Source organism: Keratinibaculum paraultunense (genome assembly GCF_016767175.1).
Classification (GTDB): Bacteria; Bacillota; Clostridia; order Tissierellales; family Tepidimicrobiaceae; genus Keratinibaculum; species Keratinibaculum paraultunense.
Map to the genome: position 1 here is coordinate 2,188,841 of NZ_CP068564.1, position 16,630 is coordinate 2,205,470.

The window sequence follows — 16,630 nt, forward strand, 5'->3', positions numbered from 1 at the left end:
TATATAGGATGATGCAAAAATCATACCAATTATAAAAAAGCTCTATATCTAAGTATCCATCACATATTCACTTTTTAATGGAAATAAAAAATTCTCATTAATGCAAATACCTGTGAAAATTTTTACCTCCATTGATGCATTAAATTAATATTCGAAATATAATTTGCATTATTGCAAAATCATTTGCATTATTGCAAATTATGTTTATTTAATTTTCTATATAATGTTGACAAATCAATTTCCAATATTGAAGCAATTTTTTCTTTATCCTTAGTTGTATTACCATAAGCTTCTAAATAGGATTTTAATATATTCTTCTCATAATCATCCATAATTTCTTTTAAGCTATCCTTTTTAGCATTGTTACCTTTAAAATATTGTTTTATGTTATAAGGTAGATTTTCTAATTTAATTTCTCTACTATTTACCACGTTTACTAAATATTCTATTACATTTTCTAATTCTCTTACATTACCAGGCCAATTATATCTACTAAAAGCTTCCTTTACTTCTTTGGAAAAATATTTTAAATCCTTATTAAGTTTTTTGCAATACTTATTAATAAAATAATTACTTAACTTTTCTATATCTCCTATTCTCTCCCTTAAAGGAGGTATATGTATAGGTATAACATTTAATCTATAGTATAAATCTTCTCTAAATTCTCCTTTAGATATCATATCTTCTAAATTTCTATTGGTAGCAGCTATTAATCTAAAATTAACTGGAATAAGCTCCCTGCCTCCTACTCGCATAAAAGCTTCTTCTTGAAGAACCCTTAATAATTTAGGCTGTAAGTGTATAGGAAGATCTCCTATTTCGTCTAAAAATAAGGTTCCTTCATTGGCTAGTTCAAACTTTCCCATCTGTCCTGTCTTTTTCGCACCAGTAAAAGCACCTCCTTCATATCCGAATAATTCTGCTTCTAATAAATTATCAGGAATAGAAGCACAATTAATAGCCACAAAGGGAGCGTTTTTCCTATTGCTTGAATTGTGTATAGCCCTAGCAAATAACTCCTTTCCCGTACCACTCTCACCTCTAAGGAGTATACTAGATTTACTTGTTGCAACTCTTTCGGACATTTCCTTTGATTTTAACATTTTAGGACTATCTCCAATTATATCATCAAAACTAATGTTATTTTGTCCTTCTAATAGAGTAAAAGCACTCTTTACCATATTAAAAGTTTCATGGATCTCTATTATATTGCTTACTTTTTTATCTTGTATCATTACTGGAATTATCTTTATAACAAAACTTTCTCTTTTGTTATCTATAGTAAGTTTAGTTTCAATCGGAATGTACTCCTTAAAATTTAACTGTAAACTAGGAATTATTTCAAATATAGACTTGTTTATAATATTATTGCTATCTATTTTTAAATAGTCTTCTGCTTTAGAATTGACAAATTTTATGTTTCCCAAGTTATCAGTACAAATAATCCCATTGCCCAGTCCGTCTATTATCTTTTTTGTTTCTTCTGTTTGAATTTTTAAATTTATTATTGTGTTTGCATACTTTAGATTACCAGCCAATAGATCGCCTAATTTACTTAAAAAAACTATTAATGAATTATATTCCCTTTGAAGTTTCTTTTTTTGCTCCATATTGAAAGCTATAAGCCCTATTACCCCTAATAAGTCCTCACCATTTAATATAGGGTAACCAACTGTTGCCATTTCCGCACAGCTTCCTCTTAGACTACACCCTTTACATTTTTGACTTATGTTGGGATTGTCTATGAACTCAGGTTTTCTCTTATTAGCAATGGATTCAAATGCACAATTTTTAGGTAAACTTCGTCCTATTAAATTTTTATACTCTCCCGTAGCAGCTACCCTGTTTAAATGTATGTCTACAATGGTTACATCTACATTTAAAACTGCTGAAATAGCTTCTGCTACTTCTTGAGTTGACTTCTGGATATTAAATAAATTCATTCTATCTCCTCCGATAGATAAAGCTATTGTATGATATATATTATATCACACGAAAATCCTAAGAAAATTTATAAAACTTCCTATTGGCAAAATAAAGAAGATTAAAATTATAAATGTTTCTCAATAGTAGGTAGACCCTCTATAATATCGCAAAGCCCTTTCATTTTCCTCTTTTAAATCTTTCATAATCTGGTTTCCTTATTCTTCTAAACAGCAGAAATAGCTATATATCTTCTCTTTCCTTTTTATCTCTTTCTTTTTTTATTTCTTCTTCAAAGTATTCATCATTAGGGAAGGATTATCCATAGTAGAAAATGTAAAAGTAAGCTTATTTTTAGGATTTTAAAAACCTATATCCTGGATTTTCCATCCTCCATTTTTAGTTTCCTTTTTTAATAATACTGTATATGGCAAGACCCCATCTTCATGAACTATCATCTTTTTATATTTATAATCAGCCGTTGCTCTATAACTTAATGTATTGGAATCTTCGTTTTCTTTATCTAACTTTTTTATTTCCAATAAATTTACACTTTTAATATTATTATAATAATCCTCTGCCTTTTTATTATAAAGTTCATAATTACTCATATTAGCAGATAAATCCAAATTTATATTTGACTTTGTTCTAGCTAGACAAGCCTTTGCTCTTTTTACATTATGGGAATTTAGAGCTTCAAAATATGTCTTTATTACCCCTTCAGGACTCAGTTGTGCTATTTCTTTTTCTAGTTTGTTATCATAGTCAATATAATCTTTAATCCATTCATCCCAATCTTCATTTACTATATCTTCTAAACTCTTCCTATTAAGAGAACAAGCAAAAGACTCATGTCTCCCAGCGTCTATATATGCCCCTATAATCTTTCCATCTTTTTTTAATACAATACCCCTTGCATTAAGCATTGGTTTCATATATTCAGGAAGTGGTTCTCTTAATGTGTAAATTTCTGCCACTACGGTATCGCCTAAATATTTGCTAAAATCAAATCCTATACTTTTAGACAATTCATTATTATAGGCCCAATATATTTTTATAGGATGTTCCCCTGCTTCGTGTTTCAAATCAGAGGGTAATTTTTCTTTTATAGTATTTACTCTATAATCAATAGTCCAATTATATTTTTTGAATAATTCAACCACTTCGCTGTTAATATTAGTTTCATATTTCCCATATTCAATTAAGTCTAAAATATATCTAAAAAAATCGTACTTTGGCTCTAGTTTTTCTCCATCCATTTCTATAAAACCTATTTCATATAAGGTGTCAAAAGTAAATTTAATTTCACTTTTTTCATTATCAATATCAGTAAGGATTAGTTTATTATCTTTATAAGCCATGTCCCTTATATTGTTCATTTTTTCATCATCCTGGATTGGTTGACTTTCGTCTAGCATACCTACAATATCATTTATCATTTTTTTATCTGTAATAGATATAGGCCCTTTATTGTCGAAATAATTATTATCCTCATTAAATATTATTTCTATATTTTTAATATTATTTGTGTCCTGGCTTTCTAAATTATCCTCCTGAACAAAAACATTATAAAATTCCTTAAAACGTTTCTTGTTCTTAGCTATATGCAAAGTTTTATGTCCCATTACTGATACTATTATACTATCAGCTTGTTCCCTGTTTATACTTGATACAACTATATTCCCTTTGCCATCATCTATAGCATATTTAATATAGTCTAAATTATCTATAAGCGGGAACAAAATCAATGATTGTGATCTCCATACATCATCTGCAAAGATTTCTTCCTTTTCACCAATAATTTTTATTAAACTGCTGTACCCATTATCTTTTAACCTACAGATTAATATCTCATCTTTAGATATATTTATAGGCATGAAATCAAATTCATTTCCCTTTGTTAACTTTCTTACTTGGGAATTTTTTAAGTCATATTCATAAATATTATGGGGTTGATTTTCCCAGTCTTTATATGCTTGATTAAAATCAGTTATACTGTGAGGATCTATAGCCTTAGTAGCTGAATATAATAATTTATCCCCATCCAAAGTAAAACTAGGAGTCATAGCCACCAAGTCCTTTTCCATAATATTGATAATCTCGTAGGATTTATCCTTATTGATATTAAATAAAACTACTTCTTTGTTCATAAACCTTTCCCTAAATCCACCCTTAATTATAGCAATTAAATTACTGTCCTTAGGATTTATAGCTACATTACTAACAAAGGGCAATACAACTAAACCTTCATCACCTTCTCCATATGTCATTTCTTCAGTTCCATATATATCAGTAAAATCTATATGGATTTTTTCTTTTGTATCATATAGTCCTATGCCTATCCCATCTGCACTTAGTGAACCTGAAGCAAATTTCTCCATAATAAAAATATATCTTCCGTCTTCAGTTATTTTAGATATAATAGGACTATATCCCAGCTTATCATCTGTAAACTTTCTGCCTTCTACTATTGTATTTATTTTAAATTGACCGTTCTTTTCTAGTATTATTTCTACGATCCCAGTATTATAGGCATATTTATCATTGTCAACAGTCCATTTAGATATTCTATTGCCATAAATACTTCCGTCCTTAGAAACCTTAAAATTTTCATAGTAATATTCATCTATATAATCCTCTGAACTTTGAATCCCTTTTTTAGGTTTCATATCATGTATAGTAAAACCTGCTTTCTCTGTAGAATAGATTATAGTATCTTCATCTATCCAATCATAGGATACTATTTCCTTAGCTAATTTGTCTAAATTTCCATTTTCAAAATCATATACATATAGATCTGTTCCATGAGTATAGGCTATATACATCCCTGTTTTCGAAATAATAGGATAACTAAATTCTTTTCCCTCATGTACTCTAAATTCCTCTCCATTATCTAAATATGAATAATACAATCCATCTTCTTTAATATATACCACAAAGGAATTGTTTTCATCTACAGCCTTAGCTGGCATAATATTGCAGGCTATAGTAAATCCAAAAGATATTATTAAAATTGTTACAAATAGAGAAATAATAATCCTTTTCTTGGAACTCTTTTTTAAAAAACAGCATATTTTCAAGTCTAGATTTTAATTCCTCACCACTTGAACTCATGGCAGTGGTTAAAGTATATTTTCTATCTTCTATTTTCATTTCCTTTACTACTTTTTCATCAATTGAGCATTCACAATAATTATCCATATCCCTTAATAATAGATAAACTATTGGATTAAACCAATGAATTATATTTACGAAAAATCCAAAGGCTTTTATTATAATATCTTTTCTCTTATAATGATTTAATTCATGTAAGAATATCATTTTTAGGCTATTCTTATCTTCATTTGTATTGGGAATCAGTATCATAGGATTAAATATTCCTATTAACATAGGAGAACCAATATATTGGCAGTATTTTAATTTTATATTGCTATTTATATTTAATTCATTTTTACATTGATTAAATAATTCTAGAATTTCAATATCTTCTACCTTTATACTATTTTTTAAAACAGTAGATTTGAATTTTATATATGGAATGATTTTTGATAAAAATAAAATAATCATGCCAATTAACCAAATATATAAGATTATATCTTCGTAGGAATAATTATCAAAATATTTTTTAATATGGTTATTTTCTTTTGTTTCTACTATAGGAGACTTTTCAGATTGCATTTTATATTTATAATCCTCTTGCACAAAATTCTCATCTGTATCTCTAGTATCTGGTATATGATCCATATCTTCCACTTTAGTTCCTATCTCTGAATCTCCAATTTTCCCAATATCTATTTGAGATACCTCAGTTACAAAATCATTAGATATTCTAGGAAAACTTATAAAGCTTCCTATTGGCAAAATAAAAAAGATCAAAATTATTATAGATACTCTATAATACCAAGATGCATTAAAATTTTTCTTAGTTAAGGGTTTTATTATTTGAAATATGAGAAACAAAATACTGCCAATAATAGACATGCTAGATACTGTTTTTAAAATTCCCATACTACACCCTCCTAATCCAGTCTTGCAATTCCTTTATATCTTCCTCACTAATTTTTTTATTATCATATAGTGATGCTACTAAAGACTTTACACTACCTCCATACATTTCCTCTAAAAAATCATCTGCCTGATAGGACTTATATTCATCTTTACTTATAGTAGGAGAATAATAATTGATTCTACCTTCTTTCCTTACACTTAATACATTTTTATCCACCAATCGACTGGCTAAGGTAAGTATAGTAGTATGTTTCCATTTGTTCTCTCCTAATTTTTCAATTATGTCCGCTGTAGTAACTTCACCTTCTGCAGCCCAGATGATTTCCATTATTTCATATTCTGCATCTGAAATTTTAACTATATTCATAAAAAACACTCCCTTTATTCTACAATATGTAGTATTGATTTAATTTTACATTATGTAGAATATGAAGTCAAGAATTTTTGAAATAAAAATAGAATCATTCTAAATTTTTATTTTAGAATAATTCTATACATTAGCTGAAATCTTTTTATAATTTAGGCAATGGTATTTGAAGTAATTTTAAAAAGTCTTTTTGAGATTCTATTTCCATTTCTACGATAAAATCTATAAAAGGTGCATCATCTTTATGTGCTTTTTCAAGAAGTGAAATATATTCATTTCGTAAAATTGGGGGAATAATCACTGGTAGGAATCCATCCTGAATTAATGCTATATTCATTAAAAGCCTAGCTACTCTTCCATTACCATCTTTAAAAGGATAAATAAAAACAAATTTTTTATGGAGGATAGCTGCAAATTCTACTGGGTGATATTTACTTCTATCCGCTTTTATCCACTGACATAAATTATCCATTTCACTTTGAATATTATCCACCTTAGTAACTGGATAATTAGAACCAGAAATAAAAACGGGAATATCACGATATTTTCCTGCAAAATTTCTATCTATATTTTGATAAAATAATTTATGCAAACAAAGAATATTTTCCTCTGTAATTTCCATTTTCTCAAGTAATGTAAACATATATTCATAAGCTTCTGCATGGCCTACAGCCTCAAATACATCCCTAAGAGGTTTGCCCCCAATAGTCAAACCATCTTCTATTAAAATTTTAGTCTCACTTTCAGTTAAGGAATTCCCCTCCAATGCATTAGATGTCCAGGTCAAACCTATACGATAAAATTCTTTTAACTCTTTAAGCATTTCCCCCTCAAAGGGTCTTAATTCCTTGATAGTATCCTGATAAAGGTCTAGTTTTTCAATCTGTTCCATGGTTTCACTTCCTTTTTTAGTATTTTGAATTCCTACTAAAATATATCATCCAAATCAATCTCTAAATCCTTCGCTCTCCTAATACCTTTTAATTAAATTATATCATATAACACTTTACAACACTTTGATATAGAAAAAGTTTTAGTCTACAATAAAAACATAAAAAAGTTTTTATTAGATATAATATAAATGATTCAAATTATAATTTCTGTGCAAACACGTAGGTCTGCCCCTAAATTGTGAATATTCTATATCATAGAGGTGGCAGTATCCTTAATTTAACCTTTTTGTTGTAGAGGCTGACCTATGTGTCAATCCATTTACCAATGGCACATAATCCTACTTATGAACATATTAAATATAAATTATATCTACCCTCCCATATAATCCTTACGCATTTTAACGCATTTTAACGAATCCACCTAATATTATTGCAATTCCAATTATCATCATGGGAATTGCCACTATATCTGGAATCCTCATAATAAACCTATCTACTAATGAATAGACTACATATATAAGATTTCCAATGGCTATTAATGTATTTATTTTCATTTTTACTAATACCTCCTTAAAAACATATTACTCTATCAATAATACAAAATCATAAACTTCCCACATGATTTTTTATTATTACATTTTTCTATTAAAATATTTACGTGCAATAAAAAAAGCTAAAATTTGAATATACAATGCTCCTATAGAAATAAAAGCTGGGGTTCTGTAATCAAGCCAGACAAATAAAAATGCCATAATTACAAAAAGAAATGATGCTACTTTATTTGCAATACTATAAGCTGCCATTGATACTTGAATATTTCTTTCATCTTTTAATTCAATTTCCTCTTCTTTTAATTTTTCAACTGAAATTTTTTTATAGCGTATTAATTTAATAATTCCAACAACAGTAAATGTACCACCTAAACCAGAAAACATACCCATAAGCATATACATATTATGTGCATCTTCTGGAAAATTTCCATAGGATACAATACTAAATACTAATGTTACAATACCAATGACAATCATTGTGCCCCAATATCTGTTATTCTTACCTGATTTACATAGCATTATTTTCCCTCCTCCTCATAAATAAATATATCTTCAATAGACATATTAAAATATCGAGCAATTTTAAAGGCTAAAATAATAGATGGATTGTATCGCCCATTTTCTAATGAACTTACTGTTTGCCTTGAAACTTCTAAGGTCCTGGCAAGGTCTTCCTGTGTAATTCCTCTTTGCTTTCTAATTTCTTCTAATCTATTTTTCACAAAACAATCAACTCCTTTTCAATTTGTAAAGTTTGCTTTACACTATTAGTATACGAGAAATTAAAAATAATGTCAAGTATACTTTCCATAAGTTCTTAAATAAAAGCAGACTATTATAAGTCTGCTAATTAATCATCCTAGGAAACATAATATTGAGCCTGAGCATTCCATAATTCATAATATTTCCCTTGGCTCTCTTCTAATAGCTCCTCATGACTTCCTCTTTGAATTATTTCTCCTTCATGAAACACTACTATATCATCACAAAATCTACAGGAAGAAAGTCTATGGGAAATATAGATTGCTGTTTTATCTCCTACTATTTCGTCAAATTTAGTATATATTTCAAATTCTGATATAGGGTCTAGTGCTGCTGTTGGTTCATCTAAAATGCTTATAGGCCCATCTTTATATAGTGCTCTTGCCAGTAATAATCTTTGATTTTGACCTCCTGATAAATCTATGGCATTATCTCTACTAGTTCTAACTAAATAAGTATTTTCTTTTTCTGGCAAATTATTTACAAAATCTAATAGTCCTACATCTTTTAAAGCTTTATATACCTTTTCCATATCAGGATTTTCTTCTCCTGAAGTTATATTATTTAAAATTGTATCTGGCATTATATAAATATCTTGAAACACTGTAGAAAACAGGGAATAATATTCATATATATTGTATTTATCTTGAGATATTCCATCTACTATAATTTCTCCCTCTGTTGACTTTAATAATCTCATAAGCAAGGATACAATAGTAGTCTTTCCTGCACCATTTACTCCCACAAGAGCTATTTTTTTCTCCTGGTGCTATTTTAAAATTAAAATTCTTTAATACATAATCTCCATCTTCTCCATATTTAAAAGATACATTTTTAAATTCAATACTAGGTGCTTTATTTAAATTAGGCTTATATTGATTATGCTTCCTATTTAAATCATCTTCTTTTTCAAAGAAATTTCTCATAATATTAATTTGAGAAGAATAGGCTACATAATCATTAATTTGCACTACAATATTAGATAACCATTCTGAAAATCCTACAATCTTAAATTATAGTATATAATAGTGTCCCTATTTTGTATACTTTTTGGGGGTCATACCAGTCACTTCAAACAGTCCCCACTATCTCATTTTTAATATGACAAAGGCAATATTATCTCCGTTGCAAAAATATCCCTCTCACTTTGCCTATTAATCATACCTTGATTTTTCTCTACAATTCCATCTATTCTAATAATACCATAGCCCCGTTGTCTTTCATCTTTAGTAGTAAAATATTTACTACCTTTTTTCTTAATTTTCCCCTCAAAAGAATTGGAAACATAAATATAAAATTGGTCCATTTTTTCTGCAATATATATCCTAATAAATCTTTCTTCTTCATTTTCTACTGTCATAGAGGCTTCTATGGCATTATCCAGTAAATTTCCTATTATTACACATAAATCTATATCTGAAATAGCTACTTTGTCAGAAACAACTGCATCAGCAGTCACTTTAATATTATTTTTTCCTGCTATGGAAATCTTAGTATTTAGTATTGAATCCACCATAATATTGCCAGTTTTTATAACCTGGTCTATAGTAGATAAATCTTTATCTAAATCCCTTAAATACTTCATCATCTCTTCAGTTTTTCCTAATTCTAAATAAGCAATCATAATTTGAATATGATTATGATAATCATGTCTCCAGCCCCTAATTTTATGATATAGTTCATCTATTTCTGATATATGATTTTCTAATAACTCATTTTGATATGTTGAGATTCGTCTATCTACTACTTTAGGTAAGAAAATTCTATATAAAACATAAAGAATGAATCCAATGATGATAATTATCAAAACAAGCGTATATAAACTAATAGTAATAGTCATTTTACATCCCTCTTAAAATAATTAAAAAATTTCCTCTGAACTTCTTTAGAATTTCCACGACTTATGAGAATTGTAGTTCTATTTTTTAAAGTAATTTTCTTTGAATCTATGTATTTTATATATTTTAATGCTACTAAATAAGATCTATGAGGCTTTATAAATTCGTCCATTGATAGAAGTTCTTCCATTTCACTTAAAGGTTTTCTTATGCTAATAGTTTTATCTTCTTGATGGATAAATAATTCATGACCTTCAATCTCCAAATACATTATAGAATCCTCATATATTCTATGTACTCCTCCATCTATTTCAATGAGAATAGATTTTGGCTGGATTTCTTTTTTGTTTATGGCTTTACTTAAACATTCCCTTAATTTTTCCTCACTAATAGGCTTTATTAAATAATTTATCGCATCTACATCATAACCTTCACCTATATAATCTGGTATTGCAGTTACGAATATAATTTGTATATGTTTGTCTTTTTCACGTATTAGCTTAGCAAGTTCAATTCCACTAAGCTCTGCCATTTGAATGTCTAAAAGAATAATATCATAAGAAAAATCCTCTAGCCATTCAAAATGAAAAGCTTCAGCAGATAAGATTGACTGCAAGATAATTGAAACTCTTTATTCTACATTTTACCAAAAAATAAAAAAGTTCTCTCTGTTTGAAGGTCAAACAAAAAAGAACTTTTGTTAGTTTATGTGGATGGTTTTATGTTGTTGATACAATATCTATATACTTCCTCCTAGTGAATACATAAAATATACCATACATTAATGCAAATACTCCTATGCTTACGATTGTAGGTTTAATTAAGTTGCACTTCATAATATCGCTTAATACGGAAATAGCCACCATACTATGAATTATGCCAACCACTAGGGGTAATATAAAAAACATACCTATCTGTTTTGAAACGGATTCGTGTATTTCTAGATCTGTAGTTCCTAGTTTCTTAAGTATTTCATATTTGTTTTTGTCTCCAAAGGACTCACTCAATATTTTAAAATAGATTATACTTCCTGTAGCAAATACAAATACTAGAAACAAAAATGCACCAAGGAAATAGACTATTCCAGTAAAATCATAAAATGTTGCCCCAGCTACAAAGTAAGTATATAACCATGATTCCTCTGTTAATACCTTTACCAGTTCAAAAGTTAAGTCCTTGGTATCTTCTGGATTGTCAAGTATGATTCCATTGAACTGTTTCTCAATGAATTTGGATTTTAATATTTCATATTCATCATCCTTTACAACTATGCAGGGAAAAGGTACACCTTTCCCAAAAAGAGGAACCTTAGTATTGACTTTTATATTATATTTCTGATTTCCTATATGAATATCATTTTTTTCCAAAATACTCATCATCACTCCTGGTCTTTCAATATAACCTGCTTCATTTCTTAATAATTTAAATTTAGATATTATTTTTTCTCTATTTTCAACTTTTAAATCTATTAATATATCTTTGAAAGTAGATAAATTAACCACTACAACTTCAGAGTCAGGGACATATAAAAAATTAGCATTATTTTTTAGTTCTACATTGTGGCTTGAATTTTCGATTACTTTATCTACCTTTTTTATTTCTTCTTCATTACTTGAAATATAAGTAACAGTATAGGGAACTTCTATCTTATGGTTTTCATCTACATAATATTTAAGAGAACTCACTGTGCCAAAGGAAGTTATACAAGTTGTTATCAATACTGCTACTGCTGCAAGAGTCCTATAATTGTTCTTAATTCTAAATCCCATATTTGAAATGCTTATAATATTTGTACCTTTGTATAGAAAGCCTTTTTTATTTATATAATATCTTATAATCATAGAGAAAAAAGACCCAAATAACCAATAGGTACCCCATATGATGAGAATCACTGTAACCATAAGGGCAGTACCAAATCCAAATTTTTCATAGTTAATTGCAATATAATAGGCTACTCCTATAATTACTATTGATACTATTCCTTTAAAATAATTGATTTTAGGAAGTTCTTCTTCTTTTTTTAATGAATTCATTAGATCTATTAAATTGGTCTTAATAATTTCTAGATATCCTTTTAAAAATGTAATACCTAAAATAATTGAATAAAGAATTATTGTTTCAATAATAGCTTTTTTTGATATGAAAAAGTTAATCCTTATATTTAAAAGAGCTACTTTTGCAAGCATCATCATAAATAATTTGCTAAATAAAATTCCAGTACCTAGTCCAAAGATTACTGACATTATTCCCAATAATAATCCTTCTGAAGCAAATATAAGAGCTATTTTATAATTGTCAATTCCCATGAAAGCATATACACCTATTTCTCTTTTCCGTTGGTTTAAGAAAAAACTACTAGAATATGCTATAAAAAATATCAAAAACATTATCATAAGCATAGAGGCAGTCATAGATGAACCTTCAATATAAGCTGATATTTCTTTAGCCTCCAAAAATTGAGGATTGTATCTCATAGATACAAAATTATAATAAGTAGCTACAGAAAAAACCATTGCCATAAGATATAAGCTATAAGTTCTTATATTCCTTTTAAAATTAATAATAGCTATTTTAAAAGAGTTCATCTACTCCACCTCCCATAGAACCCAGAAAATCGATGATTCGCTTAAAAAACTCTCTCCTAGTGGAGTCCTTGTCTATCCTAGCATGAATTCTTCCATCTTTTAAAAATAATATTCTTTTACAATAACTAGCTGCAAAAGCATCGTGAGTTACCATGATTATAGTGGTGTTAAACTCTTCATTCATTTGAGATAGGCATTGCAACAATTCTTGTGAAGATTTTGAATCCAATGCACCAGTTGGTTCATCTGCAAACACTATGGAAGGAGAAGTAATAAGAGCTCTAGCTGCTGCTACCCTTTGTTTTTGCCCTCCCGATAATTGGTAAGGATATTTTTTCAATTGGTCTTTCAATCCAAAAAACTTACTCAACTTTTCAATTTTTTCTTTTATCTCTTTTGGATTTACCTTTGAAAGAGCTAAAGGCAATGCCATATTATCTTCAACAGACATGCTATCCAATAGATTAAAATCCTGAAATATAAATCCTATATTATTTCGTCTAAATATTGAAAGATCTCTATTTTTCATATTTAATATATTTTTACCTTCATAATATATTTCTCCAGAAGTAGGTCTATCGATGGTGGATAAAATATTTAAAAGGGTAGTCTTTCCAGCTCCTGATGGTCCCATTACTCCTAAAAAGTCTCCTTTATATACTTTTAAGTCAATATCTTCTATAGCTGTAAAAATTAAACCCTTTCCACCATATTCTTTCTTTAATTTTTGTGTTTCAAGTACTATTTCCATATTGCCCCCTCCAATTTCTACTTAATACTTAACTATATTTTAGTATGTTAATTATCTGGATTCCATCGCTTGTGGTGACAATATGAACATAAACATTACATTTCTGTCACATTCAAATAATCGGATATTTTATAAAAAATTATTCTAAACTCCGTATATTTTGATACTTCAGAAGTTACCTGAATATTTATGTTCAGCTTATCTGCAACCTTTTTGCAAATATACAGGCCCATTCCAGTAGATTTTTTTGTCCTTCTTCCATTATCTCCCGTAAATCCTCTATCAAAGATTCTATCTATATCTTTAGCAGGAATACCTATCCCGTTGTCCCTAATACAAAGTATTATACTCTCATCAGTTTCCTTTGCAAAAATTTCAATTTTGCCATGAATATCTACATATTTGCAAGCATTATTAATTATCTGTTCTAATATATAATAGGTCCATTTACTGTCGGTAAATATATTGAAATCCAAATCTCCAACTTCTACTTCTATCTTTTTAGACAAAAAGGAATTAATATTATTCTTAATTACACTTCTAACTGATGCTCCTAAATTGACCTCCTCAACTATAAAGTCTCGAGAATAACTGGAGGCTCTACTAGTATATAATACCTGATTTATAAGAAAGTTTATCCTTTCTACTTCCTGTCTTAATTCCTTAGATGTATCATATAGTCCTTCCTCCTCTATCCTATCAGCCATAAGTTCACACACGGACAAAGGTATTTTTATTTCATGAACCCATTTGGTTATATAGTCATTTATTTCCTCTAGATCTCTTTTCAAATCTTTTACTTCCTCAAATTTTTCTTTGTTTTTGAAATCAATTATTTTCCTTATTAATAATTGTTCCAGCTTCTCTCCATTTGGAATATAACCTTCTATACTATTCCCATTATCCAATGCGTTTTTCAAATCCCTATATGTATGCTTCCACTTTATGAAACCCATTACCAAAAATCCAATAAAAATAGAGAAAAGGAGTATATTCATATATAGAATATCCAATATTGATTTGTCTATGTCTGTACTGCTTATCAATATTAAATTGATGGTTAGAATAATTAATAAAAAACATAAAATTGTTCTAAATGAATCCTTTATATATTTAAAGAAGGTCATGGTATCATATATCCTTGTGATTTTTTGGTCACTATAAAATCTTTCAATCCTAATTCTTCTAGTCTTTTCCTAAGCCTATTTACATTTACAGTTAAGGTATTTTCGCTAATAAAATACTCACTTTCCCAAAGGACTCTCATAATCCTATCCCTTGTTACTATCTTGCCTTTATTTTTCATAAGTAATTGAAGTATTTTAAATTCATTCCTTGTAAGTTCTATATCTTTATCATTATAGGTTAATGTCCCATCGTTAATATTTAAAATTGCTCCATCACATTCTATTATCTGTCTATCATCTGATCCATAGGAGTAAGCTCTTCTAAGAAGTGCCTGTATTTTTGCCAATAGAATATCCATAGAGAATGGCTTGGTAACAAAATCATCTCCACCCATATTCACCGCCATTACTATATCCATATTACTATCCCTTGAAGATAAAAATATGATGGGAACTTTAGATATATCCCTTATTTTTTTACACCAATAAAATCCATCAAAATAAGGTAAATTTATATCCATAATTACTAAATGGGGATTATGTTTTGCACACTCCTCTAATACATTTTCAAAATTTTCTATAGAAATCACATCAAAACCCCATTTAATAATTCCTTCTTCTATATTGTTGCAAAGAACCTTATTATCCTCTACTATGAGTATCTTATACATAGATAACACCCCGTATTAAAAATTACTGCTTCCTCCCAACTTATGAGTATAAATAACTTCAATTCCATCATCATCTATCTCAGATAATTCTAAACAGACAATTTTACCTTCAAAAGGCTCAAATCTTCTCGCCGTTTCCATAATAATTGGTCCTAAATCTATATCTGGATTGAAATGCTCTCTTAATGCTGTGGATTCAAAAGCAGTTCTTTCTTTACTATTCTTGATAACTATACCTTTTGGATTAATTTGAAGCTTAGGGACCTTTTTAAGTGGAACAATATTTTTAGTATCTGCATTTCTTCTATAATAGGAGGTGAATTACTAAATATTCTAAAATATGCTATAATCAAGCTGTAAATCATTCCTAGTTATTCGGCAATGTTCTGAAATCAATAGTATCTCGGCTAAAATTAGATTGATTTTATTTTTGTAATTAGGATTTTTTACATATAAATTTCTCTTTAATAAATTTTATGTCATCTTCTATAAATCTATGTTGAATCTGGCTAACATCAAATTTAGCAATTTTAAATGCAAATTGCATAAAATACCCACCTAAAATAGCCATAAGGAATGTTCCTATCCCTACACTACCTCCTAATATATAACCAATGGATACTGCAATGATTTCTTGTATGTTTTTAATAAACCTTACTGATTTATTGGTCTTTTTTACAAGAGCAATCATAAGTCCATCTCTAGGACCTGAACCCCATCCAACACTTAGATACAAGTAACAACCAAATCCTAAAACTAATAATCCTAAAAGCATCATAATTAAACTAGGTAAAAATTTGTTGAATATGGGAATTAAATTATTTAACATGAGAAAATCGATAAATATTCCTATAAACAACATATTGAATATGGTACCCCAACCAACCTTTTCTCCAAATATACTGCTTAATGCCACTATGCTAACACCTGTTAAAATATGGGCTCTCCCTATTGTAATGCCAGTTAATTTTGATAGTCCTTGATGGAAAACATCCCAAGGGGCTAATCCTAAATTTGAATTTATAGTCATTACTATGCCTACAGCACATACGAAATAACCAAAAAATAATTTTATAAATGCTAAAATATTTTTCCTCATCTAAAATTCCCCTTTTAATTATACTATTATATTTTATTATATCATTTTAGTAGCT

18 protein-coding genes are annotated in these 16,630 nt (G+C 28.5%); all 18 read right to left on the reverse strand.

Translation table 11 applies throughout. From position 1 onward, the window contains the following. Positions 1 to 188: 188 nt before the first annotated feature. The 18 genes from JL105_RS10710 to JL105_RS10790 all read right to left on the reverse strand — a co-directional run bounded on the left by JL105_RS10710 (position 189) and on the right by JL105_RS10790 (position 16,575). Positions 189 to 1,943 carry a sigma-54 interaction domain-containing protein gene (locus JL105_RS10710; RefSeq protein ID WP_132028996.1) on the reverse strand — a complete coding sequence of 585 codons (1,755 nt, stop codon included), beginning with the start codon at positions 1,941 to 1,943 and terminating at the stop codon, positions 189 to 191. A 342-nt stretch (positions 1,944 to 2,285) separates the two neighbouring features. Further along, positions 2,286 to 4,895: a DUF4830 domain-containing protein gene (locus JL105_RS10715; RefSeq protein WP_132028999.1), complete on the reverse strand. Its 2,610-nt coding sequence runs from the start codon at positions 4,893 to 4,895 to the stop codon at positions 2,286 to 2,288. Continuing rightward, positions 4,885 to 5,931 (reverse strand): M56 family metallopeptidase, encoded by a 1,047-nt coding sequence (locus JL105_RS10720; RefSeq protein ID WP_132029002.1) that lies wholly within the window; start codon positions 5,929 to 5,931, stop codon positions 4,885 to 4,887. The genes JL105_RS10715 and JL105_RS10720 overlap by 11 nt, the downstream gene beginning before the upstream one ends. Position 5,932: 1 nt before the next feature. Next, the gene (locus JL105_RS10725) at positions 5,933 to 6,298 is read right to left on the reverse strand and encodes a BlaI/MecI/CopY family transcriptional regulator (RefSeq protein WP_132029005.1); all 366 of its coding nucleotides are present in this window, start codon (positions 6,296 to 6,298) and stop codon (positions 5,933 to 5,935) included. A 145-nt stretch (positions 6,299 to 6,443) separates the two neighbouring features. Beyond that, a complete protein-coding gene (locus tag JL105_RS10730; RefSeq protein WP_132029008.1) occupies positions 6,444 to 7,190 on the reverse strand; it encodes a Fic family protein in 747 nt (248 codons plus the stop codon). 399 nt (positions 7,191 to 7,589) lie between these two features. Continuing rightward, entirely contained in the window at positions 7,590 to 7,745 is a 156-nt protein-coding gene (locus JL105_RS10735) for a hypothetical protein (protein WP_170169645.1), read from the reverse strand. Between the two features lie 78 nt (positions 7,746 to 7,823). Next, positions 7,824 to 8,261, reverse strand: a complete 438-nt coding sequence (locus tag JL105_RS10740; protein WP_132029011.1) for a hypothetical protein — start codon at positions 8,259 to 8,261, stop codon at positions 7,824 to 7,826. Beyond that, positions 8,261 to 8,464 carry a helix-turn-helix transcriptional regulator gene (locus tag JL105_RS10745; protein WP_132029014.1) on the reverse strand — a complete coding sequence of 68 codons (204 nt, stop codon included), beginning with the start codon at positions 8,462 to 8,464 and terminating at the stop codon, positions 8,261 to 8,263. Before JL105_RS10745 ends, JL105_RS10740 begins: the two co-directional genes overlap by 1 nt. 137 nt (positions 8,465 to 8,601) lie before the next feature. Next, entirely contained in the window at positions 8,602 to 9,249 is a 648-nt protein-coding gene (locus JL105_RS10750) for an ATP-binding cassette domain-containing protein (RefSeq protein ID WP_158280054.1), read from the reverse strand. Then, positions 9,146 to 9,475, reverse strand: a complete 330-nt coding sequence (locus tag JL105_RS10755; RefSeq protein ID WP_132029020.1) for an ABC transporter ATP-binding protein/permease — start codon at positions 9,473 to 9,475, stop codon at positions 9,146 to 9,148. The genes JL105_RS10750 and JL105_RS10755 overlap by 104 nt, the downstream gene beginning before the upstream one ends. Before the next feature lie 125 nt (positions 9,476 to 9,600). Continuing rightward, positions 9,601 to 10,344: a sensor histidine kinase gene (locus tag JL105_RS10760; protein ID WP_132029023.1), complete on the reverse strand. Its 744-nt coding sequence runs from the start codon at positions 10,342 to 10,344 to the stop codon at positions 9,601 to 9,603. Next, positions 10,341 to 10,958: a LytR/AlgR family response regulator transcription factor gene (locus JL105_RS10765; protein ID WP_132029026.1), complete on the reverse strand. Its 618-nt coding sequence runs from the start codon at positions 10,956 to 10,958 to the stop codon at positions 10,341 to 10,343. Before JL105_RS10765 ends, JL105_RS10760 begins: the two co-directional genes overlap by 4 nt. Before the next feature lie 103 nt (positions 10,959 to 11,061). After that, positions 11,062 to 12,927: an FtsX-like permease family protein gene (locus tag JL105_RS10770; RefSeq protein WP_132029029.1), complete on the reverse strand. Its 1,866-nt coding sequence runs from the start codon at positions 12,925 to 12,927 to the stop codon at positions 11,062 to 11,064. Next, positions 12,914 to 13,678, reverse strand: coding sequence for an ABC transporter ATP-binding protein (locus tag JL105_RS10775; RefSeq protein ID WP_132029032.1), 765 nt, complete (start codon positions 13,676 to 13,678; stop codon positions 12,914 to 12,916). Before JL105_RS10775 ends, JL105_RS10770 begins: the two co-directional genes overlap by 14 nt. A 95-nt stretch (positions 13,679 to 13,773) precedes the next feature. Continuing rightward, positions 13,774 to 14,634: a sensor histidine kinase gene (locus JL105_RS10780; protein WP_237722281.1), complete on the reverse strand. Its 861-nt coding sequence runs from the start codon at positions 14,632 to 14,634 to the stop codon at positions 13,774 to 13,776. Between the two features lie 167 nt (positions 14,635 to 14,801). Then, positions 14,802 to 15,476 (reverse strand): response regulator transcription factor, encoded by a 675-nt coding sequence (locus JL105_RS10785; protein ID WP_202690518.1) that lies wholly within the window; start codon positions 15,474 to 15,476, stop codon positions 14,802 to 14,804. 15 nt (positions 15,477 to 15,491) lie between these two features. Then, positions 15,492 to 15,617 (reverse strand): hypothetical protein, encoded by a 126-nt coding sequence (locus JL105_RS11605; protein ID WP_273542364.1) that lies wholly within the window; start codon positions 15,615 to 15,617, stop codon positions 15,492 to 15,494. A gap of 295 nt (positions 15,618 to 15,912) precedes the next feature. Continuing rightward, positions 15,913 to 16,575, reverse strand: coding sequence for a YczE/YyaS/YitT family protein (locus JL105_RS10790; protein ID WP_132029041.1), 663 nt, complete (start codon positions 16,573 to 16,575; stop codon positions 15,913 to 15,915). Between the last annotated feature and the right edge of the window lie 55 nt (positions 16,576 to 16,630).